The sequence below is a fragment of the Streptomyces sp. NPDC059866 genome (assembly GCF_042731325.1).
Taxonomy (GTDB): domain Bacteria; phylum Actinomycetota; class Actinomycetes; order Streptomycetales; family Streptomycetaceae; genus Streptomyces; species Streptomyces flavusporus.
Genome location: NZ_JBHWJT010000013.1, coordinates 166,665 through 186,165, shown reverse-complemented (window position 1 = coordinate 186,165; position 19,501 = coordinate 166,665). Strand labels below are relative to the sequence as shown.

18 protein-coding genes, 1 tRNA gene and 3 pseudogenes are annotated in these 19,501 nt (G+C 68.0%); 6 read left to right on the top strand and 16 right to left on the bottom strand.

The features are described 5' to 3' along the window. Positions 1–121 precede the first annotated feature (121 nt). Positions 122–1,258 carry an ABC transporter ATP-binding protein gene (locus tag ACFV7R_RS21585; RefSeq protein WP_385265693.1) on the bottom strand — a complete coding sequence of 379 codons (1,137 nt, stop codon included), beginning with the start codon at positions 1,256–1,258 and terminating at the stop codon, positions 122–124. A gap of 217 nt (positions 1,259–1,475) precedes the next feature. Between ACFV7R_RS21585 and ACFV7R_RS21580 the strand changes: the two genes are divergently transcribed. Next, a tRNA-Thr gene (locus tag ACFV7R_RS21580) sits at positions 1,476–1,549 on the top strand. Between the two features lie 78 nt (positions 1,550–1,627). Here ACFV7R_RS21580 and ACFV7R_RS21575 read toward each other — a convergent pair. The 6 genes and pseudogenes from ACFV7R_RS21575 to ACFV7R_RS21550 all read right to left on the bottom strand — a co-directional run bounded on the left by ACFV7R_RS21575 (position 1,628) and on the right by ACFV7R_RS21550 (position 6,321). Beyond that, a pseudogene (locus ACFV7R_RS21575) lies at positions 1,628–2,768 on the bottom strand (tyrosine-type recombinase/integrase). Then, a complete protein-coding gene (locus tag ACFV7R_RS21570; protein ID WP_385265691.1) occupies positions 2,768–2,968 on the bottom strand; it encodes a helix-turn-helix domain-containing protein in 201 nt (66 codons plus the stop codon). The pseudogene ACFV7R_RS21575 and the gene ACFV7R_RS21570 overlap by 1 nt, the downstream one beginning before the upstream one ends. A 174-nt stretch (positions 2,969–3,142) precedes the next feature. Then, complete coding sequence (locus ACFV7R_RS21565; RefSeq protein WP_385265689.1) at positions 3,143–4,288, bottom strand: DUF3631 domain-containing protein; 1,146 nt, start codon at positions 4,286–4,288, stop codon at positions 3,143–3,145. Further along, positions 4,285–4,695 carry a hypothetical protein gene (locus ACFV7R_RS21560; protein WP_385265687.1) on the bottom strand — a complete coding sequence of 137 codons (411 nt, stop codon included), beginning with the start codon at positions 4,693–4,695 and terminating at the stop codon, positions 4,285–4,287. Before ACFV7R_RS21560 ends, ACFV7R_RS21565 begins: the two co-directional genes overlap by 4 nt. Continuing rightward, positions 4,692–5,594, bottom strand: coding sequence for a bifunctional DNA primase/polymerase (locus ACFV7R_RS21555; RefSeq protein WP_385265685.1), 903 nt, complete (start codon positions 5,592–5,594; stop codon positions 4,692–4,694). The genes ACFV7R_RS21560 and ACFV7R_RS21555 overlap by 4 nt, the downstream gene beginning before the upstream one ends. After that, positions 5,591–6,321: pseudogene (locus ACFV7R_RS21550) on the bottom strand (DNA methylase). Before ACFV7R_RS21550 ends, ACFV7R_RS21555 begins: the two are co-directional and overlap by 4 nt. A gap of 203 nt (positions 6,322–6,524) precedes the next feature. Between ACFV7R_RS21550 and ACFV7R_RS21545 the strand changes: the two are divergent. Further along, positions 6,525–6,986, top strand: coding sequence for a hypothetical protein (locus ACFV7R_RS21545; protein WP_385265683.1), 462 nt, complete (start codon positions 6,525–6,527; stop codon positions 6,984–6,986). Position 6,987: 1 nt separating this feature from the next. Here the strand turns inward: ACFV7R_RS21545 and ACFV7R_RS21540 are convergent, their stop codons facing one another. The 8 genes from ACFV7R_RS21540 to ACFV7R_RS21505 form a co-directional block, all read right to left on the bottom strand. Next, positions 6,988–7,449, bottom strand: coding sequence for a hypothetical protein (locus ACFV7R_RS21540; protein ID WP_385265682.1), 462 nt, complete (start codon positions 7,447–7,449; stop codon positions 6,988–6,990). Positions 7,450–7,653: 204 nt separating this feature from the next. Next, complete coding sequence (locus tag ACFV7R_RS21535; protein ID WP_385265679.1) at positions 7,654–9,780, bottom strand: FtsK/SpoIIIE domain-containing protein; 2,127 nt, start codon at positions 9,778–9,780, stop codon at positions 7,654–7,656. A 96-nt stretch (positions 9,781–9,876) separates the two neighbouring features. Further along, entirely contained in the window at positions 9,877–10,188 is a 312-nt protein-coding gene (locus tag ACFV7R_RS21530) for a hypothetical protein (protein WP_385265678.1), read from the bottom strand. After that, positions 10,179–10,496 (bottom strand): hypothetical protein, encoded by a 318-nt coding sequence (locus ACFV7R_RS21525; protein ID WP_385265676.1) that lies wholly within the window; start codon positions 10,494–10,496, stop codon positions 10,179–10,181. The genes ACFV7R_RS21530 and ACFV7R_RS21525 overlap by 10 nt, the downstream gene beginning before the upstream one ends. Before the next feature lie 2 nt (positions 10,497–10,498). Next, positions 10,499–10,888 carry an RRQRL motif-containing zinc-binding protein gene (locus ACFV7R_RS21520; protein WP_385265673.1) on the bottom strand — a complete coding sequence of 130 codons (390 nt, stop codon included), beginning with the start codon at positions 10,886–10,888 and terminating at the stop codon, positions 10,499–10,501. Beyond that, the gene (locus ACFV7R_RS21515) at positions 10,888–11,784 is read right to left on the bottom strand and encodes a DUF2637 domain-containing protein (RefSeq protein WP_385265671.1); all 897 of its coding nucleotides are present in this window, start codon (positions 11,782–11,784) and stop codon (positions 10,888–10,890) included. The genes ACFV7R_RS21520 and ACFV7R_RS21515 overlap by 1 nt, the downstream gene beginning before the upstream one ends. After that, the gene (locus tag ACFV7R_RS21510) at positions 11,781–11,975 is read right to left on the bottom strand and encodes a hypothetical protein (protein ID WP_385265668.1); all 195 of its coding nucleotides are present in this window, start codon (positions 11,973–11,975) and stop codon (positions 11,781–11,783) included. The genes ACFV7R_RS21515 and ACFV7R_RS21510 overlap by 4 nt, the downstream gene beginning before the upstream one ends. Next, a complete protein-coding gene (locus ACFV7R_RS21505) occupies positions 11,972–12,241 on the bottom strand; it encodes a DUF6284 family protein (protein ID WP_385265665.1) in 270 nt (89 codons plus the stop codon). Before ACFV7R_RS21505 ends, ACFV7R_RS21510 begins: the two co-directional genes overlap by 4 nt. 453 nt (positions 12,242–12,694) lie before the next feature. Between ACFV7R_RS21505 and ACFV7R_RS21500 the strand changes: the two genes are divergently transcribed. Together ACFV7R_RS21500 and ACFV7R_RS21495 are read left to right on the top strand one after the other, a co-directional pair. Beyond that, the gene (locus ACFV7R_RS21500; protein WP_385265662.1) at positions 12,695–13,456 is read left to right on the top strand and encodes a GntR family transcriptional regulator; all 762 of its coding nucleotides are present in this window, start codon (positions 12,695–12,697) and stop codon (positions 13,454–13,456) included. A 25-nt stretch (positions 13,457–13,481) separates the two neighbouring features. Continuing rightward, entirely contained in the window at positions 13,482–14,156 is a 675-nt protein-coding gene (locus tag ACFV7R_RS21495) for a histone deacetylase (RefSeq protein WP_385265660.1), read from the top strand. Between the two features lie 1,393 nt (positions 14,157–15,549). Here ACFV7R_RS21495 and ACFV7R_RS21490 read toward each other — a convergent pair. Further along, complete coding sequence (locus ACFV7R_RS21490; protein ID WP_385265658.1) at positions 15,550–16,086, bottom strand: hypothetical protein; 537 nt, start codon at positions 16,084–16,086, stop codon at positions 15,550–15,552. An 846-nt stretch (positions 16,087–16,932) separates the two neighbouring features. On the opposite strand from ACFV7R_RS21490, the pseudogene ACFV7R_RS21485 reads away from it, so the two are divergent. Together ACFV7R_RS21485 and ACFV7R_RS21480 are read left to right on the top strand one after the other, a co-directional pair. Further along, positions 16,933–17,391 (top strand): annotated as a pseudogene (locus ACFV7R_RS21485) (transposase family protein); the annotation flags it as partial. 345 nt (positions 17,392–17,736) lie between these two features. Further along, positions 17,737–19,218, top strand: coding sequence for a hypothetical protein (locus tag ACFV7R_RS21480; protein WP_385265655.1), 1,482 nt, complete (start codon positions 17,737–17,739; stop codon positions 19,216–19,218). Positions 19,219–19,501: the final 283 nt, after the last annotated feature.

The following is a 19,501-nucleotide window of genomic DNA, read 5'->3' as shown; positions in this document are numbered from 1 at the left end:
ACTGCTCGAAATGAGCCGGTGTGCCGGGGTATTTGTCGACAAGAAAAAGGGCCCCGCCGCAGGCAGCGGGGCCCTTTTCGTCAACCTGGGTGAATTACCCGGGATGGGTGTTTGGTGCGCGTCAGTCGGAGAGCCGCTCGCCCGTCGAGGTCGAGAAGACGTGGATCTCGCCCGGCCGCGGCACGACGTGCAGCGTGGCGCCCTTCTCCGGGACCGCGCGGCCGCTGACGCGGACGACCAGGTCCTTGAGGTCGTCGCCGACCTTGGCGCTGCCGTAGACGTAGCCGTCGGCGCCGAGCTCCTCGACGACGTTCACGGAGACGGCGAGACCGGCCGGTGCGTCCTCGGTGTCCTTGGACAGGGCGGAGGCGGCGCCGCCGTTGTGCTCGACCACGTCGAAGTGCTCGGGACGGACACCGACGGTGACGGTGCGGTCACCCTTGTCGGAGGCGGCCTTCAGCGCCTCGCGGTTGACCGGCACCACGCTGTTGCCGAACTTCACGCCGCCGTCGGTGATCGGGACCTCGACGAGGTTCATCGCCGGGGAGCCGATGAAGCCGGCCACGAAGAGGTTGGCCGGGCGGTCGTACATGTTGCGCGGCGAGTCGACCTGCTGGAGCAGACCGTCCTTCAGCACGGCCACCCGGTCGCCCATCGTCATGGCCTCGACCTGGTCGTGGGTGACGTAGACGGTGGTGATGCCGAGGCGGCGCTGCAGCGAGGCGATCTGCGTACGGGTGGAGACGCGGAGCTTGGCGTCCAGGTTGGACAGCGGCTCGTCCATGAGGAACACCTGCGGCTCACGCACGATGGCGCGGCCCATGGCGACACGCTGGCGCTGACCACCGGAGAGCGCCTTCGGCTTGCGGTCCAGGTACTCGGTGAGGTCGAGGATCTTCGCGGCCTCCTCGACCTTCTGCCGGATCTCCGTCTTGTTGACGCCGGCGATCTTGAGCGCGAAGCCCATGTTGTCGGCCACCGTCATGTGCGGGTAGAGCGCGTAGTTCTGGAACACCATGGCGATGTCCCGGTCCTTGGGCGGCAGGTGCGTGACGTCGCGCTCACCGATGCGGATGACGCCGGAGTTGACGTCCTCCAGGCCCGCGAGCATCCGCAGGGAGGTGGACTTGCCGCAACCGGACGGACCGACCAGGACGAGGAACTCCCCGTCCTCGATCTCGATGTCGAGTGCGTCGACGGCGGGCTTGGTGGAACCCGGGTAGATCCGGGTCGCCTTGTCGAACGAGACAGTGGCCATGGTGAATGGGCCCCCTTCTACCGGCAGGAACGTGCCGGACGATCCGTTGTAGGAAGGTGGTGGTGTAGTCCACGAGAGTGAACTGGGTCAGGACGGTACCTGCCGTTCACCTGTTCTGTCAGTAGCCCGAGGGCTGTGAACTTCGCGGAAATTTTCGACAGGGCTCGGCCGGGACCTGGGTACACTGCACAGGCACGCACGTCACGCGCGCGTGCAGGCCTCCTTAGCTCAGCTGGTCAGAGCGCCGCTCTTGTAAAGCGAAGGTCGTCGGTTCGAATCCGACAGGGGGCTCTAGCTGTGACCAGGGAAACACGCCCCCGCGACACGTGATCACGGGGGCGTTGACGGCAGAACTTGACGGCAGTCCCCTTACCGGCGCCGTTTGAGAAGCCGGTCCATGTGGCCCATCGCCTCCCGTCGATTGTCGTCGCTCACGTGGGTGTAGACGTTCATCGTCACCGCAATCTGCGAGTGGCCCAGGATCTCCATCACAGTGCGCGGTGCGACGCCGGCCGCGAACAGCAGGGATGCGCACCCGTGGCGGGTGTCGTGTAACCGAACCTGCGGGAGTCCTGCGGATGACGCGATCCTGAGGAAGGACCGGTACAGGTTCCGGGGCTCGATGGGGCGACCACTGCGCGTTGTGAACACGTGATCGCTTGCGTGCCAGTCCTTGCCAGCGGCGGCTTGCCGATCGGCCTGTCGGATGACGCTGCCACCGGAGCGGCGCCACGCACATCAGCGGGAGGGGGATCACCCGCGACCGGCGGTTCTTGGTTGTGTCCAAGTACAGCTCCTTGCCACCCCGGTGAAGTGTGGTCCGGACGGTCAAGGTGCGCCGGTCAAGGTTCACGTCCCGCCACTGAAGTCCCAGGATCTCCCCGCGCCGGAGACCGAGCGCGACGGCGAGAACGAATGCCGGATACAGCGGGTCGGTTCGAGCGGCTTCCAGGAAGGTCAGGGTTTCGTCCACCGACCACGGTCGCAGTTCGCGCGGTTCGACTCGCGGTGCGGGGACCAACTGCACGACGTTGCGGCTGAGCAGTTCCTCACGGCAGGCGGCGGTGAGCGCGGTCCGGAGAACGCGGTGAGCCTCTTTGGCCGTTGCCGCCGACGCCTGCGCGGTGACCTCCGAGATCATCCGTCGGACGTTTGCCGTGGTGAGCGACTCCAGGCGGCGACTGCCCAGGAGCGGCACGAGGTAAAGCCGCACGTGCATCTCGTACTTGATGTATGTGGTGCGCTTCCGGTGGGGCTTGATGTACTCCTCCAACCAGTACGGCAGCCACTCCGAGAGCTTCGCGGACCGGGAAGGCGTCGGGATTCCCTGACGGTCACGGCGAACGAGTTCCTGACGCTTCTCGTCGCACTCTTCCCAGGTGGACCCGTAGACCGTCTTGCGCTTACGGGTGCCGTCGGGCTGCGGGACGTGGACGCGTGCCTCAAAGCGTCCGTCCTTGCGCTGCCAAATGCTGCCGGCGCCGTTCGGGTTCCTCTTTCGGGGGGCCATCAGGCTGCGTTCTCCTCAAGTCGGTCTTGCATGTAGTGGCGGAGGGCGTCGACCGGGATGCGGCGGGCACGGCCGGACGTATAGCTCGGGAGCTGCTTGGAACGGATCAGGTCGTAGACCTTGCTGCGGCTCAGCTTCAGCGCGGTCATGACCTCCGGGACGGTGAGGGCTTGGGGGTCGCTCGGGACGACGGTCAGCACGTTGAAACCTCCGGGAGGGGGCGGGGCCTGCGTCGGCCCCCTTCTGAGGGGCGCTACTTCCGCTACCGCCGCTACCACGCAGGTCAGAGACCTGTTCGGGGTAGCGGGAAGGGGTAGCGGTAGCGGCGGGGTAGCGGCTGGCGATGCCGGTTGCCGCTACCCCGTTGTTGCTGGTCAGGCCGCGTTTTCGGTGCCGGGTAGCGGAGGTAGCGGACTTTCCGGGGGTGGGGGGCAGTAGCGGGCCCACGCGTCCCAGAGATCGGCGGCGTAGTAGCCCTTGAGGACGCTCCCGGCGGTCTTGATGTTGCGGGAGGCGATGGGCTCGTTGTCGGCCGTCATGTACTCCGCGAGCATCCGGGACAGGCGCCGGTTGTCGAGCGGCTTGCCGTGGAGGTCGGCCCAGGGGGCGTCGTCCAGGGAGTTGAGCCGGTCGAGGATGGCGACGGTGGGCAGGCGGTCGATGCCGACCATGACGTGATCACGCAGGTCGGTCAGCAGCCGGACGCCCAGGCTGCCTTTGTCGTTGGCCTTGGACGCGGTCACCAGCGTCACGCATGCTGCGCGCGCCCTCTCGGGCCAGTCGCCGCCGGCGGCGTCGGCGACGGCGAGCAGGGGTTCCCACACGTCCGCCGGGCGGTCGCTGACGCCGTCGGGCATCTCCGGCCACGCGCCCATGACGAACCCGCGGGCGTGTTCGGCCCATTGGGCGAGCCGGTCGCGCAGGGCGTGTCCCTCGGCTTCGTGGATGCGGGCGCGGAAGGCTTCCACGCGTTCGTTGCGCGCCCGCCGCCGCATCCGGATCACGACCGACCGGGTCATGATCGTGTCCGGCAGCGAGCCGAGTCCGGCGACCGCGACCCCGCAGTACGACGGGAAGGCTTGGACGGTCTGGTTGCCGCCGTCGCCGATGCACCGGTAGGTGACCCCGGTGCGGCGGTGCCCGGCGTTGAGGAATCCGCGCAGTTCCTCGTTGTCGCCTGCCTTGGGCCCGAAGATCGTGTCGATCTCGTCGAACAGGATCGTGGGCCGTCCGTTGGGGTTGGACACGGACCGGAACAGGGCGGCGGCGGACGCGTTGACGGCCGTCATGGGCTGCGGCACGAGGGTTTCCACGATCTCCAGTGCCTGTGACTTCCCGGACCCCGGCTCCGGGGACAGGAAGGCCAGGCGGGGGGTGGAGTCGAAGCAGTCGAGCAGGTGAGCGTGCGCGTCCCACAGGGCCACGGCGACGTAGGCGGCTTCGTGGGGGAAGACGTTGAAGCGGCGGTGGAAGGCCTCCACCTCGTCCAGCAGTGCGGCCCCGTCGATGGTGGGGGTCATGCGGCGGTCCTCCCTTCGGCGAGCGCGGCGGGCGCTCCGGTGCAGAAGTGCTTGTGCGCGGCGTACTCGGTGACCAGGGCGGCCACGGTGCGGGGGCCGGTGGCGGTGCCGGTCTGGCCGCAGGGGCAGGCGTAGGCGGCGGTGGGGGTGTCGCCGTAGCGCTTGGACCAGCGGGCTCCGTCGTCGTGGGAGCGGTAGACCGGTGGGGCGTAGATGCGGATGCCGGGCTTGTCCGGCGTGGGGTCGCCGGGGGTGCCGGTCTGCGGGTCAGGGCTTGTTCGGACGCCCTTGCGGGCGGCGCCTTTCGGCTCGCCCACGGCCGCCTGGTCCACAGCCTGTGGAGCGGCCTGCGGGCCGGACGGGGTGGAGGGGACGCTCTTCAGGCGGGGGCGGGAGGGGGCGCTCATGCCGCATCCCGCCTGCGGCCGTTGTGAGCGATGGACCAGTTGAGGGCGCTGCGCAGGGTGGAGCGGCACTCGGACGCGGTGAGTCCGGCCGTCTCGCCTGCCTCCTGAAGAGCCTGCTCGACCACGTGCCGGGGGAGGTCGCCCCACGCGACGAAGCGCCCCAGAGCGCGGGCGGCCCGGAACAACGCGGCCTCCCGCGAACCCTGTTGGGCCGTGGCGACGTTCCGCGTCTCGTTGGCGAGTGCTACCTCCGCATATCGGCTAGATTGCCCCGCTACGGCCATCGAGGGCGCCTGAGACGACTTGGGGGCGGGTTGCAGGACGGTTTGGAGCCAGGGGGGCAGAGGGGCGGCCACAGGGGCGCTCAGCGCCTCGTACCGTCCGGCGGGGAGGGTGCTGCCGGCGGCGACGACGTAGCCGCCCCATGCGCGGGTGTCGACCGATTCGGCAACCGTGCCGGCCGTGTTGGTCAGCCGGATGCCGTCGGGTGCGGTGAAGTACAGGTGCGTCCCGCCGCTGGTGGTCCGCACGCGGTAGGTGTCGGGGACGGCGTGCCCGGCGCGCTCGCAGAGCGCCTGAAAGGTTGTCGCGCCGTCAGGCGTGTCCGAACTGCCCTTGTGCTCCGGGGTGTCCAGGTCGACGACGACCAGCCCGGAGGGGCCGGTGGCGATGCCGACGTTGAACGGCGCCCGCGACCAGGCGGCGCGGATGCGGTCGGGATCGGTGGTGGCCCGCTGCTCCCACTTCGCGTGTCCGTCGGCGCACTCGCCGGTGCGGGTGCAGGACTTCTCCCCGTGCAGCGCCGGGGGCTTTCCTCCGGGGCGCAACGGGAAGACGTGCCAGCCGCGTTCGGCCGCCTCCAGCGCCGCGCGCATCAGGGCCTCGTTCTCTCGCCTCATGCCGCCACCCCCAGCGAGGGAGCGAGGGTGGCGAGGTAGGCGCGACCGATCCACTCGGTGTAGGCGGGCGGCAGTGCCTCACGGAGCCGCAGGTGGTCGGTGGACCAGTCGATGCCCTTGGCCCACCGGATCTCCTCCACGGTGGCCTTGCCGCCACCCTTGCCGTACGCGGCCACGTACGGGCCGTCGTGCCACTCGCCGTGACGGCAGCCGCGCACCCTTCCCCGATGCTTCGGGTGCGCCGGCTGGACCGCGCTCCAGCGGCCCAACTCGAAGTAGCGGTGCATGATCACACCGAGGCCGAACTGTTCCCCGCACAGCCGGATGTCCTTACGGACCTCGGAGCCGGCCACGTTCTCCATCACGTACGGCCGGCCCGTGGCCTCCAGCGCCGCGCGGGTCGGCGCGATGAGCCGGGGTAGGTCCGGCCGATGGCCGCGTTGCGCGCCTTGTTCGTGCCCTTGGTCGGGGCACCCTCGCCCTGGCAGGGCGGAGAGGCATGGATGAAGTCGAACTCGTGACCGTGCTCGCGGATGAACTCGATCGCGTCGCCCTGGTGGAAGACGTCACCGCAGTAGTCCGGCTGCGCCTGGATGTCGACGCCGGTCACGTGCCAGCCGAGCCGCCGGTAGCCGTGCGCGCCGCCGCCGATGCGGCAGTAGGCGTCCAGCACACGTAAGGGCCGGAACGCGCCCGGTACTCGCCGGATGTCGATGGGTTCGGTCATGCTGGATCTCTCCAGTTCCTTGGTTGGGTTCTGGTTGACAAGGGCGGCCCCGGACTTTGGCGAGACGGGGGCCGCCCTTGGCGTAGCTAGGTGTCGGGAGTGGTTGGAGAAATACCGGGGATTCTGCGCGGAACGGTGCGCCAGAGGCGCACCGTTAATGGATCACTCGCGGGGGTAAAGCACCGGTACTTCTTGGGGGGCTGATGGGCGATATCTTTGGGGTTATCGCGTCGATCGGTGTGGTTGCGTCATTGCTCGTGTCGAGTTGGCAGACGCGAGAATTGACGCGACAGACGTCGATCAACAACGGCGTGGCTGGCGTGTCCGCCATGTACAACGGGATGGAACGGCTGCACCACATCGAGAGTCTCATTGCCGCAGAACCGTGGTTGTACGGTCACTTCTACGGCAGTGCTTCGCTTCCCGATGACGAGCATCAGCGGGCTCGTGTTCTCACCATCGCGGGCATGCTCGCCGATGTGGTGGATTACGGTCTCGTGATCACCGAAACAAATCCCGATATCAAGTTCTACGTGGGGTGGCGCGACTTCGCTTTGTCTCTCCGACGTACCTCTCCGGCGATTGTCCATCTGGTCGAGGACCGTCCGTCGTGGTGGGCCGCACTGGCCAAGTACTGGGCGGAGCATCCAGAACCGAGCGCGTAGCTCACCCGAACTTGTTGCGCTTGAACGTCGCTTTGCGGATGTTGACCGTGGTCCCGACGCTGTGGCGGTTCGCGCTGAAGATCTGTACGGCGATCCAGCCGCCGAAGACGACGGCGGCCAGGGTGATGAGCTGGGTGACGAACGCGGTCAGGGCGGCGATGAACGAGGTGAGCAGCAGCAGTCCGCCGCACACCGCGAGGAACCCGACGCCCCCGAGGGCGACGTTCACCGCCGCGCGGGAGACGGCCGGCTTGGCGACGACCGGTTCGGGCTGCACGGGGCTCACGGCGTAGCCGGTGACGACGCGGCCGTCGGGGAGGACGACGCTCGTCACGGCCGGGATGGCGCCGGACTGGACGGGAACGACCGGTGCCGGCGTCACGGCGGCGGGCTGTATGGGGGTGGGGTGGTGGACTTCCACGGCCCGTTCGGCGGGCGCGTTGGGGCTGTGGTCCGGGTACATGCGGAATCCCTTCCGGTACGTGGCCAGGGAGGCAGAGGCACCCCCCTCGGGGTGCGCTGTGGAGGGGGTTTCAGGGGTGCTGACCTGCGGGCCTCCCTGCCTCCCTGAACGATCATCTGTGCAGGTCAGGGCCAGGGAGGCGGGGCAGGGAGGGGGTCAGGGAGTTCTCCCTGCCTCCCTACCCAGGCAGGCGCTGCCTCCCTGTCACTCGGAGGCGGAAGCGGAATCCTCGCCGTCGCGGTTGGCGAGCGCTTGGGTGACGCGGTCGCGGGCGACGACCATGCGGCCGTCGGACTTGTACGGCTCGGCGCCGGCGTCGTCCAGGACGCGCTTGAGGTCGAGGAACGACCAGCCGCCGTAGGCGTCCGCGTTCAGCGCGGCGAGCCGGTTGATGACCTCCTGGGTGCGCACCCGGGCATCGGTGCCCAGCACGCTCGCGATGTCGGCGAGCGGGTCTCGCTCCTCGCCGCGCTCGATGGCGTGCAGCGTGGTCACCCCGTCACGCAGCGCCTTGGCGCGGTCCGCGATGGCCTTGGCCTCGTCGTCGTCGATGTAGTGCGTGCGCACGGTGATGGACGCCTGGCCAGCCGGGATGGCGATGCCGTCGGAGGCGACGACCAGGGTGCCCTTGTCCAGGCCCTGACGCAGCAGGTGCGGGGCAGCGCCGCCGTTGACGGCCTTGTCCCCGAGCGCCATCTTGGCCTGCGATTCGGTGCCCACCACAAGCGAGGCGCGGGTGTGGGCGCCCTCGCGCACGAGCTTGGGAAGGTTCTCGTCGGTGGGGTCCTGGGTGCCCTCCCACAGCAGCACATCGACCACGCGGCCCTGGTTGTGAACCTTGCGGACGGCCATGAAGTAGCGCGAGGTGGCCTTGGAGCCGCCATACGGCCGCTTGTCCTCGTCCTTGGCCGGGCACATGAACGCCACCTGCGCCTCGTCCACGATCCCGATCAGTGGCGTGAAGACGGTGCTCGGGTCACGTCGGCGCTGTTCCACGCGGCGTTCCATCTCCGCGACCAGGCCTTCGACCATCTCGGTCGCCTGGATGACGTGGTCATCGGTCGGCCCCTGGATCAGGACCGTGGCCAGGCCGTCGAACATGGCCCAATCACCGGCACCCTTGAGGTCGGCGATGCGGAACTCCACCGTCTTGTCGAGTGCGGCCCACAGGGCGAGGGAGCGCACGGCGGCGGTCTTGCCCTGGTTCGACAGGCCCGTGATGAGCAGGTGACGCTGATACAGGCTCAGCGCGGCGGCATCGCCGCGCAGATCCTGACCCCACGGCGCCTTGCCGGTCTTGTAGTTCGCGGTCAGCGTCTCGTCCGTGACCAGCGGCGACGGGCCGATCGGCTCGTCCAGCGCCCCGGAGTCGGCGACCCACAGCCGCACCGTGCGGGCGGCCTCGGGAATGGTGATGAACACCTCGTGCTCGTGCCGGGTCAGGTTCTCCGCCAGCTTGCGCCGCTTGTTCTGCACCTCGATCGTCGACACCCCGGAGGGAAGCGTGACGTCGACCTCGACACCGCATCCGGCGATGGTGATCGGGGACAGCATCGAGGCGCCGGCGTCGCCCATCTCCTGGATCGCCTTACGCAGGGCGGGGATACCCAGGTCACGTAGGGCCTTGACGACGATCGACGGGGTGATGGGCTCACCCTCGCTGGAGCGGACGTTGGCCGGGAGCGCCCAGTTCGGTGCGGCCTGCTGCTTGCGGCCGACCGACCACAGGGCGAGCAGGGCGAGGAACGGCCCGACGCTGATCAGCGGCCCCCACACCACCTGAACGATCGTGATCATCAGGGCGATGAACTCGATGACCGCGCTGATCGGGGTGATCACGTCGGCGACGTCCTTGTTGGCGATCGCCATGACGACCCCGAGGACCACCAGACCGCCTATGCCCATGCCGGTGCCGACCAGGGCGCCCTTGGCCGCGTCGACAGGGGAGTGCAGCAGGTCCATGCGGCGCCGGTGGCGTGCTTCGCGGAAGCGCTGCAACCGCTCCTCCCACTCCTGCGCCACCTCGTAGTTCCCGGCGGCTTCCGCGGCGCGCAGCATCCGCTCGTAGCGGGCGCCGGTGCGGCCGTCCCAGGTACGGCGGGCCACGATCCGGCCCCCGTTGAACGTGTAGAGGCCGTGACGGGCCACCGCCCGCGCGGCGGTCCGGGTCCGCTCGTGCGTCACGGCCGTCTTGAGGGCGCGACCGGAGCGCACCCACAGCGGCACAGGTGCGGGCGGTGCCGGGTCGGGGACCACGGTCAGCGTGGTCACGGCCGCAGAATCGGCCGGCGGGTCGGTGTTCTTGTGCAGGTGAACGACGTTCTCGGTCATGCTGGGGTGTCTCCTGACTGCCCCGATCGGGGCGGGAGTTGAGGGAGAGTGCCGGGGTGGTCGGATCCGTGGCAGGGATGGCCACCCCGGTGCAGGTCAGCGGCCCTGACGGGCCCGGTTCTCGATGTCGCTGAGCTGCGACGGCTCGATGCGCGGGCCGTCCACCCAGCAGAACGGGCGGATACCGGCGGCGGCCGTGAAGACGCGGATGGCGGCGCCGGACGGGGCGTCCGGCAGGGCGTAGACGCGTCCGCCAGGGAGGGAGGCCAGCAGCCGGGCGCCGTGGTGCTCGCACCCGTCGGCGCCGGCGGTGACCGCGTCCAGCACGGTCACCACGACCGGGCCGACGCAGGGCGTGGGGTCTTCCGGGTGCGCGGCGGGGCAACGGCGGTTGATGCTCACCACCACCCCGAGGACTTCTTGGCGGCCTTGGCGGTGGCGGCCTGGGTGACGATGCGCTGCCGCTCCATCTGCAGCGCGGTCAGTTCGGCGGTCAGCCGGATCTGCGCGGCGTTCCAGACGTGTTCCAGGGTGCGTTCGGCGCGGCCGGTGCTCTTGCCCCGCGCGACGCGGTAGGAGCCGCCGGCCATCGCGGTGACGACCTTGCGCCGCTCCTGGCTGGTCAGCGGCCACATCTCCTCGTTCTGGACCGCTTCGAGCTTGCGCTGTGTCAGCTGGATCTCGCGATCCAGACGGCGCGTGTTGGGCTTGCCCATGCTCACGTCCCCCTCGTCTGGGTTGGGTTGGAGTCGATGCAGATGCCGCACAGGCCATGTCTGCGGGAGATGCAGTAGCTGTAGGTGATCCGGCACTGCGGGCAGGTCTGGCGGGCGAGCATCGCCAGTGCCAGCGCTCCCCATTTGCGGGAGGTCATCGGCCGGACCGGCTTGGCCCGGTCGACGCGGTAGAGGTAGGCCACCCGCGCATTCCCGGAGCGCCGGTTGATGCGCATCACCTGCGCCGCGATCGGCTGACCACCCGGACGCAGACCCTGCGCCCGTAACTGCCGCCGGGTGGCCAACCCGTCCGGCGCCAGACGCCACGGATAGGTCGGAACGCCGTAGCGGGCGCCGGACGGGTCGAAGCACTTTCCCCACGCCGCGGACATCACGCGACCGCCTCAGCGGCCTTGGCCGCACGCTCGGCAAGCAGCGTGTCGCGCAGTATCCGCGCGTTCGCCGGGGAGGTGCGCACCGTCCGGCGGATGCCCTCAGCGGTCACCTTCGCGTCCGGCCAACCGGTCGTCGCCGTGCGAGCCTCGTCGAGCAGTTCGGCGGCGGTCCGCTTCCGGCGGGTCGACTTGGCGACCTCCGGGACACGGCCCGTGGCACGGCGCGGTCGGGTCGACTCGGCAGCGACCGGGCGCTGCTCGATCGGGGCGACCGGAGCGGGGTTGACGGCCGGGAGCGGCTTGAGTGGCAGCGCCGACTTCACGTAGTCGACCGCCACCGGATCGGGCACCCGCACCACCGTCGCCGTGATCGGCGCGGGGGGCGATTCGGGCAGGTCAGCCGTAGACCGATTCCTATCGGTCTCGGTCGATTCCTCCGCATTCGCGACCGTGGTAGGAGTCGGGGTGGGGCGGTGGTGCAGCACCTTCGCGACCAGATCCGAGCCGAAGTAGATCGAGCCGACCGGGAGCGAGGTGGCCAGCAGCACCAGGGCCCAGTTCGCCGGGTCCCAGTCGGCCAACCGGCCCCAGTCGACCTCACGGCCGTGCAGCTCTGGGACCAGGCCGTGCACGTAGTTCAGCACCAGCGAGGCGACGGTGTAGGTGCCCAGCACCCGCAGCGCGAACGTCCGATCCCGCCCTGCAAGTACGAGGGTGGCGACCAGGGCGAGCGCCATCAGCCCGTCGACCACGAACGGGTAGAGCGTGGCGGCGGTGTCGTCCGCGCCGACCGCGTTGGCGATGTCCCGCAGCGCGTTCCACGAGACCCGGAACGCCATGGCGACCACCGCGACCAGCGCGGTGACCAGAAGCACTTTGCCCGTGCGGTTCATCGGGCACCGCCCCTGCGCCGTGCGCCGTGCCGCACCCAACCGAGGAACTGCACGAAGCAGCCGGCCGCGATGAGGTAGCGCCAGGAGTGCTCGTCTGTGGCGAAGTGGGCGACCGCGCCGCTCATCGCGGCGAGCGAGCCGATCCAGATCAGCAGCAGGGCCAGGCCCTGAGGGGTGGCGTTCCGCCTCATGCCGCACCCCCCGGCAGGCTTGCGCCGACGGTGCGGTTGGCGAGCGTGCGCCGTTCGGCCAGGACTCGGCAGTGCGCCCGGCGCAGCCGACGGGCGTCCAGCTCGGTCGGGGTGCGGTCAAGGGTGATGATGTGCGCGTCCAGCAGGTCGACGTCCGCGAGGATCGCGGGCATCTCCTGTTCGATTGCGTCCAATTCCGCATCCGTCGGTTCGATCCAGTCAGCGAACGCGGTAACAGCGTCCTGAACTGTGACGATGTGGCTCATTGGGTCGTGTTCCTCTCGAAGGTGGAACGGCCCTACAGCGGCTCCCGGGTGGCACCCCGGGAGCCGCGCGCCGTTGAAGTCGGAAAATCCGGCTCCCCACGCCTCGCCCGTACGGCCGAACAGCCGGACGGGCGAGGGAGGCAACCGACCGCAGCAGCGCTGCGGGGTTGGTTCGCGCTGTACCGCGCGCGGGTCAGGACCCACGCACGCCCGCCCTCTTGCTCGCAGAGGTGGGGCGGGCTTCCCTCGGCACGCTGTGGAGTTGTCAAAGAACGCCCAGTTCAGGACCTACGAGGTGCCGTAGGTAGCCCTGTCTGGCATAAAAGACTGACTCAACGGTGTTGGTGGTGTTGTACCAACAACCAACTGCCTTGAGTTTGACCACAGTTGTTGGGACCGTCAAGGCGAAAGCGTATGTTGTTGGCACAAGTCAGCCAACTGTCGGGAGGAATCGTGAGGGAGCAACGCCCGAGGTATCACCGCATCGCTGATGACCTGCGAGGACAGATTGAGCGCGGGGAGCTTGAGGCCGGCGAACAGCTCCCCACGGAGTTCGAGTTGGTGGAGCGTTACGAGGCGAGTCGGAACACGGTCCGGCTCGCCCTGCGGCGTCTGACCGAAGAAGGGCTCGTCATTGCTGGTCAGGGGCGAGGCAGCTTCGTTCGCCGTAGCCTCACGCCGGCCGTCTGGGACTGGTCAGTGTTGGAGTCTCGCTCCCGGCACCAGACGGACAAGCAAGGCGACCAGTGGGCCAGCATCGTGGCCGAAAGTGGTCGCCAACCGCGGCAGGAAGTCCGTGTCTCCATCCGGCGCCCACCGGCAGACGTCGCTGAGCGGTTGGAGCTGGACCCTGAGACGGCCCTCACCGTCGTGCGGGAACGGGTGCGCATAGTCGACCAGGACCCTTACGCCTTGGCTGACTCCTACTTCCCTGAGGAGTTGGTTCGAGGCACGCCCTTGATGCTGCCTGAGGGCGTGTCAGCGCCGGGCGGTGTACTGGCGAGCGTCGGGCTCATCCAGGCTCGCTATCGAGACGAGATCACCGTGCGGATGCCGACTCGCACCGAGATCGAAAAGCTTTCCCTGCCTGCTGCCACCCCTGTGGCTGTGCACATGCGTACGGGCTACGACGAGAATGACCGTCCACTACGAGTAATGATCACGATCCTTCCGGGAGACCGGCATGTCATCAGGTACGACGTTTCCGGCGAGTGAGCGCGTCTCCCAGGAGCGAGCAAGCGTGAAGGCTCTCGAAAGCATTGATCCGACATTGCCGAAGGACTGGCACCCTGAGCAGGTCTGGTACACCTCCTACGGCTCCAACATGCATCTTGATCGGCTCGCCTTCTACATCAGAGGCGGCCAGCCGCCTGGTACTGCAAAGGAGTACCCGGGGTGCCGAAATCCGGCGATGCCGACCCGATCGATCGCGGTAGAACTGACCGGAGCCATGTACTTCGCCACCGAGTCGCCGGTGTGGGGAGGGGGCAGGGCGTTCTATGACCCGCAGGTGAGTGGCCGTGTGCTCGCCAGGGCGCACTTGGTAACTGTCGACCAGTTCTTCGATATCGCCGCCCAGGAGATGTACAGAGATCCAGGAATGAGTCTCGACTTGGTTGACGTGCTGAGGAATGGGCGAGCCGTCTTGGGGGAGGGGCGCTACGAGACGTTGGTGTGCGCTGGCCAAGTTGACGGTCTGCCTGTCCTGACCTTCACCGCCCCATGGGGGATGGACGATGTGCAGTGGGTCCCACCCTCGCCCGCCTACGTGAGTTTCCTGTCTTCAGGACTCCTGTCGGCTGGCGCGTGGGATCTGCAGGCGGTCGCGTCATACGTCGCAGCCTGCCCCGGCGCGTCTGGCCACTGGTCTGAGCAGGCCATTGCAACTTTGCTCGGTGAATGGGGCGGGCAGTAGCGGTCGCCTGACGAGAACTCCTAATACTCCGGGGCACTCGGTCTCACCGGCGCGACTGACCGAGCAGTCCCCTCCTTGTGGTCACTGCGCTCAGTGCGAGAGCCGTCGCGCGAAGCGGCAGGCGCTCATCGACCGGACGCCAGTGATCTTTGCGGTCATTTGGGAAGTGGTGCAGTCCTTTTGGTTCTAGCCAGAAGCGAGGTACGGCCGGTGGTCTCGCTCACGCAGTGAGCCCGACCGCGTGATGGACGGCCGGGCCCGTGACTGCGGCACCCTCGTGCTGGCCGCAGTGGAGTTGGCGGAGATCGCATTGCGGGGGCGTGGTCTCACCGATCGCCCGTGGAGGGGTTGAGCTCTCCGCCGATCCGGGAGGGTTGAAGTTGGTGGCGCCCGGGGTGATGTGGAGGGTTGCTGTGGGCCCTGTGACTTTGGGCCGGCTGGAGTCGTAGTCGGTGTCGTGTTCTGCTTCTGCGTCCGGATGGGGGAAGGGCGGCGTCTTTGCGTGCCATGACGTTCTCGTACTGGCGGATGAGCTCGGCTACGTGTGTTGTGTGTGCTGCGGATCCCTCGTTGAGTTGTTGTTGTGCTCTGAGCAGTTCGCCGTGGATGGTTGCGTATGAGCCGCACAGTTTGATGGTCTCTTCGGTCCGGTCGCTCAGTCCGGTGACGTGTGGGGCAGCGATGGCGAGTGCGGAGACGCCTGTGAGTACGGAGAGGACCACCTGCGCGGTGAGCGGCGGGGCATGGGAGATGAGGGGCCACGCCATGAGGCCTGTGCTGAAGATGACGGCCGCTGCCACGACGTTGCGCAGCTGGACTTGTTGCATCAGGTGCACGGCTTCCCTGGGCATTCTCGTCGCCCAGTAGCCGGCACCTGCGATGCTTTGCTCGAGTCGCCGTGACAGTAGGGCGTCAGGCGTACTCGTCGACCTTCGGAAAATCTTGGACAGCAGCCCCATGGCACTCTCGCAGGTGGAGGGAAGGTCCTCACACGATGACTGTTGCCGGGCGTGCTTCCCGGACACCAACACTCCTATTTCCGGATAACTAATCCGTATGGAGCAATCGAAGTCGTGTCGGCTGATGTGCCAGCCGCCGGTTTCACGCCGTTGAAACTGACGCTGGGAATGCATAGGCTTGCGGGCGGCGTGGATCGGCTCCCAGCGTGTCTTTGCGATCATGTGTGGCTGGGCGCATAGTGAACGACGAGACGTATGGGTTGTCGGCCGCACAGTTATGGAGCCATCCGGAGTTGGGCGCCCCCGCGAGGGGGTGACCCAATGCCGGAAATCCCCGGCCCGATTGAGGCGGGCCGGGGTTTCCGGTGCCGCGTGGGCGGCCGTGTTGCTCTTCTGTGTCACTGCTTCTTCGTGGTGTGCCTTGACGGCTGGTTTCAGTAGTCCTTGTCCTCGTCGTGGTCGTCGTCGTAGCCCTTGTCGTGGTGGCTGTCGATCACCTTGAAGCTGCCCACGACCACATCGCCCTCTACGTTGCCATCGACCACGAACTGGGAGGACTTGGGCGGGAGAATGGCCTCCGGTGTGTTGCTGCAGTTGGCGGTGTCGAAGAACTCAACGATCTTCTTGCTGAGGTTTTCGACGTTGAAGGTGTCATCGGCAACGGGGCCGTCACCGTTGGGAATCTGGACGCTGGTGACGGGGAAGCACTGGTACTTGTGAGCCGGGTACTTCTGCCCGTTGACGATGACCTTGCCCTTGTCGTGGTGCTTGTCGTCCCCGTGGTCCGACTTCTTGTCGTAGTCCTTGTCCTCCTCCTTCTTGCCGTTGTCGCCGCCGTAGGGGGCGTGGGCCGGGGCAGCCTGCGGGGCGGACTGAGAGGAACCGGTGGCGGAGGCGTAGGTAATTCCGGTGAGAGTCAGGGCTGCGACGCCGATGGCGGAAGTCGCAAGGGCGACAGTACGCGTCTTCATTTCTTCTCCTCGATGACAGAGGTGGCCGACTGAGCAGCCGACCCGTGAATGAACGTACTGACCGCATTTCTGGCTGTCATCTCGGATAGGTCCGAGGTGTGATTTCAGAGGGCTGACCGGGCGCATTCTGAGGCCGTGTCATACGGCCTTCTGGTGGACTGATTGCCCGTCAAGACCCAGTAAAATCATGGGTTTCCGATTGTGTCTTTGGACTGGCCGGGTGATTAATCTGACCGACCGACGGGCCGTCACCCTGTCGGCCAGACCCTCGCGTTTTTCGATACCCCAGACGCGCATGGGCCCGCAGGGCACCTTTCGTGCACAGCTGCGAGTGCCTCGGCCGGGCTCTCAGCGGCCCGGCGAGCCTGCTGTCGGGGCCGAAATGCATGACCCGCCTGAACTGTCACGTCTCCATCTGCTCCGAAGACATGAAAGCTGCGATGTGCCAGTTTCGGCACTGGCGAGTGGTGACAGTGACAGAGAGTCAGCCGGATGTGCTTTTTGGTGCGGCGACGCGCCGGAAGCTTTGCCGGTCCCGCTTTTCGTGCTGCGTGTGTGGCAGAATTCCCGCGTCCAGCTACTCGGTGCTCGCCCAGCCTCGATTTATTCATGAGGGCCCGTCAGCTTACTCACGGACCCTTTTGTGGCCGGAGGCGGTGGGGTTTTCGCGGTCCGGACAGGCTGGTGGTCCGGCTATCGCGTTGAGGTTCCCCCGAGATGCGAAGGAGGCTGGCATTGGGCCCTTTCCAACCTCCCGCGTCGGCTGGGTAGTTGGCCTGACAGACGGATGAAGCCCCTGGTAGATGGGTTTTCGACCAAGAGAACCGTCTCCACCAGAGGCTTCGCATGCTTGTCTACCCGTCCGGCGTCGACGTGTCCAGCTCTGCCCTCCGCTTCCTGGCGAGCCGCCTGAGGGAACGTCGGCGCGCTCTCGGCACCCGATGGCGGCGCCTGAGCGCGGGCCGACAGGCCCTGCTCACCCTCTCCCACCTCCGCAACGGCCAGCCCTACGCCCAGCTCGCGGCCGGCTTCGGGATCGGCACCACCACCGTCTACCGGTACGTCACCGAGGCCGTCGAGCTCCTGGCCGCCCTCGCCCCCACGCTCGCCGCAGCGGTACGGGCCGCGTCGATGAAGGCGTATCTGATCCTGGACGGGACGCTTCTGCCGATCGACCGGATCGCCGCTGACCGTCCCTTCTACTCGGGCAAACACAAGAAGCACGGCATGAATTTGCAGGTCATCGCCGACCCGAAGGGTCGTCTCCTCTGGGCTTCACCAGCCCTGGCCGGTGCCGTCCATGATGATGGAAAAGGCTCACGGTGCTGGGACAGGTCGAGAGCACAGCGCCTGCCGCCGCGGACCTGACGGCAGTCATTGACGGCAACAGGGATGAACATCAGAGAACTGCGTGACACCGTCACGCATCTCGCAGGGCAGGCAGCCTCGGCAAGGCTCTGACCAGGGCGGGGACGGTGGGAACTTGTAAAGCGAAGGTCGTCGGTTCGAATCCGACAGGGGGCTCCGAACAGTGCGGGTCCCGGGCCGACCGTGCCGGTGACCCGCGCTTTCCCCTGCACTGCCCCGCTCCACGGCCGTACTCTGGTCGGCACCATCAGGGAACCGCGCCGGCTGTCTGGAGGTAACGGGGTGAACGGGCGCAGTCCGGAACGGGTCCGCAACGAGCTGGTCGTCTCCATCGTGGATGCGCTGCAGGGCTCGGCCACGGTGAACCAGGCGAGCAGCCGTGAGATCTGGCGGGAGATGCTCGCGGCCGAGCTGGCCTCGTCCGTGGAGCCGTTCGGCGGGGACCGGCTGCGGCCCTGGCTGCTGCAGATCGTCAAGGCGTGCACCGAGGTCGGCGACGGGCTGGCCTGTCTGGTGCGGTCACTGGAGTACGTGGAGCAGCAGTCGGCGACGGTCGCCACTCTGTGGCCGCTGGTGGACGAGTGGGAGGCCGTCGACTTCTTCAACAACGCCGATCTGCGTTCGTTACGGCCCGTTCTGCTGTCGATGAACTCCCCGGACCTGGCGACCATGGCGCGCCGCGCGAGCCGCTCCCGGGTGCAGGAACTGCCCCCCTGGTGCCGGACCGGATGGCAGGTCTTCCTGCGGCTGGCGGGGGAGAACTCCCCGAACGGTGAACTCCCGCCCAGCGTGGCCTTCCTCGCGCTGTGTGCCGACCGGCTGGTGGCGGAGAGCCGGGCCGACGCCGCCGAGGTGCTGCGCCGTTTCACCCGCAGCCAGGCCCACGCCCTGCGGCTGGACGGTGCACTGGCGGAGTGGCAGCACTCGGAGTTCCCGCAGGCCGCGCCCTCGCTCGTCCCCGCGTATCTGATGATCCAGTTCGAGCCGGACCGGGTCGAGGCGGACCGCTTCTATCTGTCGCACTGGCGCCAGTCCGACCCCGAGGGCTGGCACCCCGTGCGCGGTGAGACCGTCCATCTGCACCGGGAGGAGCTGCCCGGCGCGGTGGAGAGGCTGATAGAGGAGGTCGAGGAGAGGTGGGCCGACCTGCGGCAGCCCGTCCTCCTGGAGTTCATCCTGCCGTGGGAGCTGCTGAACGAGCCTGTCGAGTGGTGGCCGAAGGAGTCCGAGTCCGACTCGCCCACCCCGCTGGCGCTGGACTACCCGGTGGTGGTGCGCAGCCTCGAGCGCTTGCAGCGGGCCGCGTGGCACCGGCCCTGGCACAACAAGTGGCGCCAGCTTCGGGAGCGCCCGGCGGACAGCCATCCGCACTGGAGCCGTCCGGAGCAGGACGAGACGTACTTCTTCCATCTGGAGCGTGAGCTGAAGGAGGACCGGTACGCGGTCTGTCTGGTGCTCAGCGAGCCGCCCGGCGACGACTCGGGCACCGGTCGGCGGGAGGTCCTGGCCGGGTTGCGGGCCGGCGTACCCGCGATGGTCTGGCATCGCAGCGACTGCTCGGATCCGTCGTTCCAGGACGCCATCGGCGAAATACTGCAGGACCGGGGGCTCGGAAGTCTCGCGGAACGCATCGGAAAGTGGCGCAAAGAGGCCCTGGCGCTCGGACCCGACGGCTGGGACCAGCACGTGGGCCGCCACCTGGCCATTCTGCTCGACGACCCCGACCGCAAGCCGGGGCCGCCCGGGCCGGGGTACGGGCCATGAGTCTGCGGACCGGGGAACAGGCCGGGCCCATCGTGCGGCGATTACCTACGGGGGAACGGATTGCGACGGTCTTGCGCGGGGGGTTGACGGGGTGTCACGCTGGTGGTCGAGACGGCCCCAGCGGACGTCCTGCGTACTCCACACCACCGGGGGCGCGTTCCCGACAGTCGACTTGTGATCCCTCCCGTCATCCCCCCGGTGGACTCCCGTCTTGCACCGCAAGCAGACCACTGCCAGGCTTGGCAACGTGGATGTCACGCATGCCCGCGGACTGCGGGACTCC

Bases quoted from the DNA above. Each gene is read 5' to 3' on its own strand.
- ACFV7R_RS21510 (WP_385265668.1), bottom strand. From the start codon at position 11,975: ATGAGGCGGAACGCCACCCCTCAGGGCCTGGCCCTGCTGCTGATCTGG.
- ACFV7R_RS21490 (WP_385265658.1), bottom strand. From the start codon at position 16,086: ATGAAGACGCGTACTGTCGCCCTTGCGACTTCCGCCATCGGCGTCGCA.
- ACFV7R_RS21545 (WP_385265683.1), top strand. From the start codon at position 6,525: ATGGGCGATATCTTTGGGGTTATCGCGTCGATCGGTGTGGTTGCGTCA.
- ACFV7R_RS21565 (WP_385265689.1), bottom strand. From the start codon at position 4,288: ATGACCCCCACCATCGACGGGGCCGCACTGCTGGACGAGGTGGAGGCC.
- ACFV7R_RS21535 (WP_385265679.1), bottom strand. From the start codon at position 9,780: ATGACCGAGAACGTCGTTCACCTGCACAAGAACACCGACCCGCCGGCC.
- ACFV7R_RS21555 (WP_385265685.1), bottom strand. From the start codon at position 5,594: ATGAGGCGAGAGAACGAGGCCCTGATGCGCGCGGCGCTGGAGGCGGCC.
- ACFV7R_RS21525 (WP_385265676.1), bottom strand. From the start codon at position 10,496: ATGGGCAAGCCCAACACGCGCCGTCTGGATCGCGAGATCCAGCTGACA.
- ACFV7R_RS21560 (WP_385265687.1), bottom strand. From the start codon at position 4,695: ATGAGCGCCCCCTCCCGCCCCCGCCTGAAGAGCGTCCCCTCCACCCCG.
- ACFV7R_RS21515 (WP_385265671.1), bottom strand. From the start codon at position 11,784: ATGAACCGCACGGGCAAAGTGCTTCTGGTCACCGCGCTGGTCGCGGTG.
- ACFV7R_RS21540 (WP_385265682.1), bottom strand. From the start codon at position 7,449: ATGTACCCGGACCACAGCCCCAACGCGCCCGCCGAACGGGCCGTGGAA.
- ACFV7R_RS21505 (WP_385265665.1), bottom strand. From the start codon at position 12,241: ATGAGCCACATCGTCACAGTTCAGGACGCTGTTACCGCGTTCGCTGAC.
- ACFV7R_RS21520 (WP_385265673.1), bottom strand. From the start codon at position 10,888: ATGTCCGCGGCGTGGGGAAAGTGCTTCGACCCGTCCGGCGCCCGCTAC.
- ACFV7R_RS21585 (WP_385265693.1), bottom strand. From the start codon at position 1,258: ATGGCCACTGTCTCGTTCGACAAGGCGACCCGGATCTACCCGGGTTCC.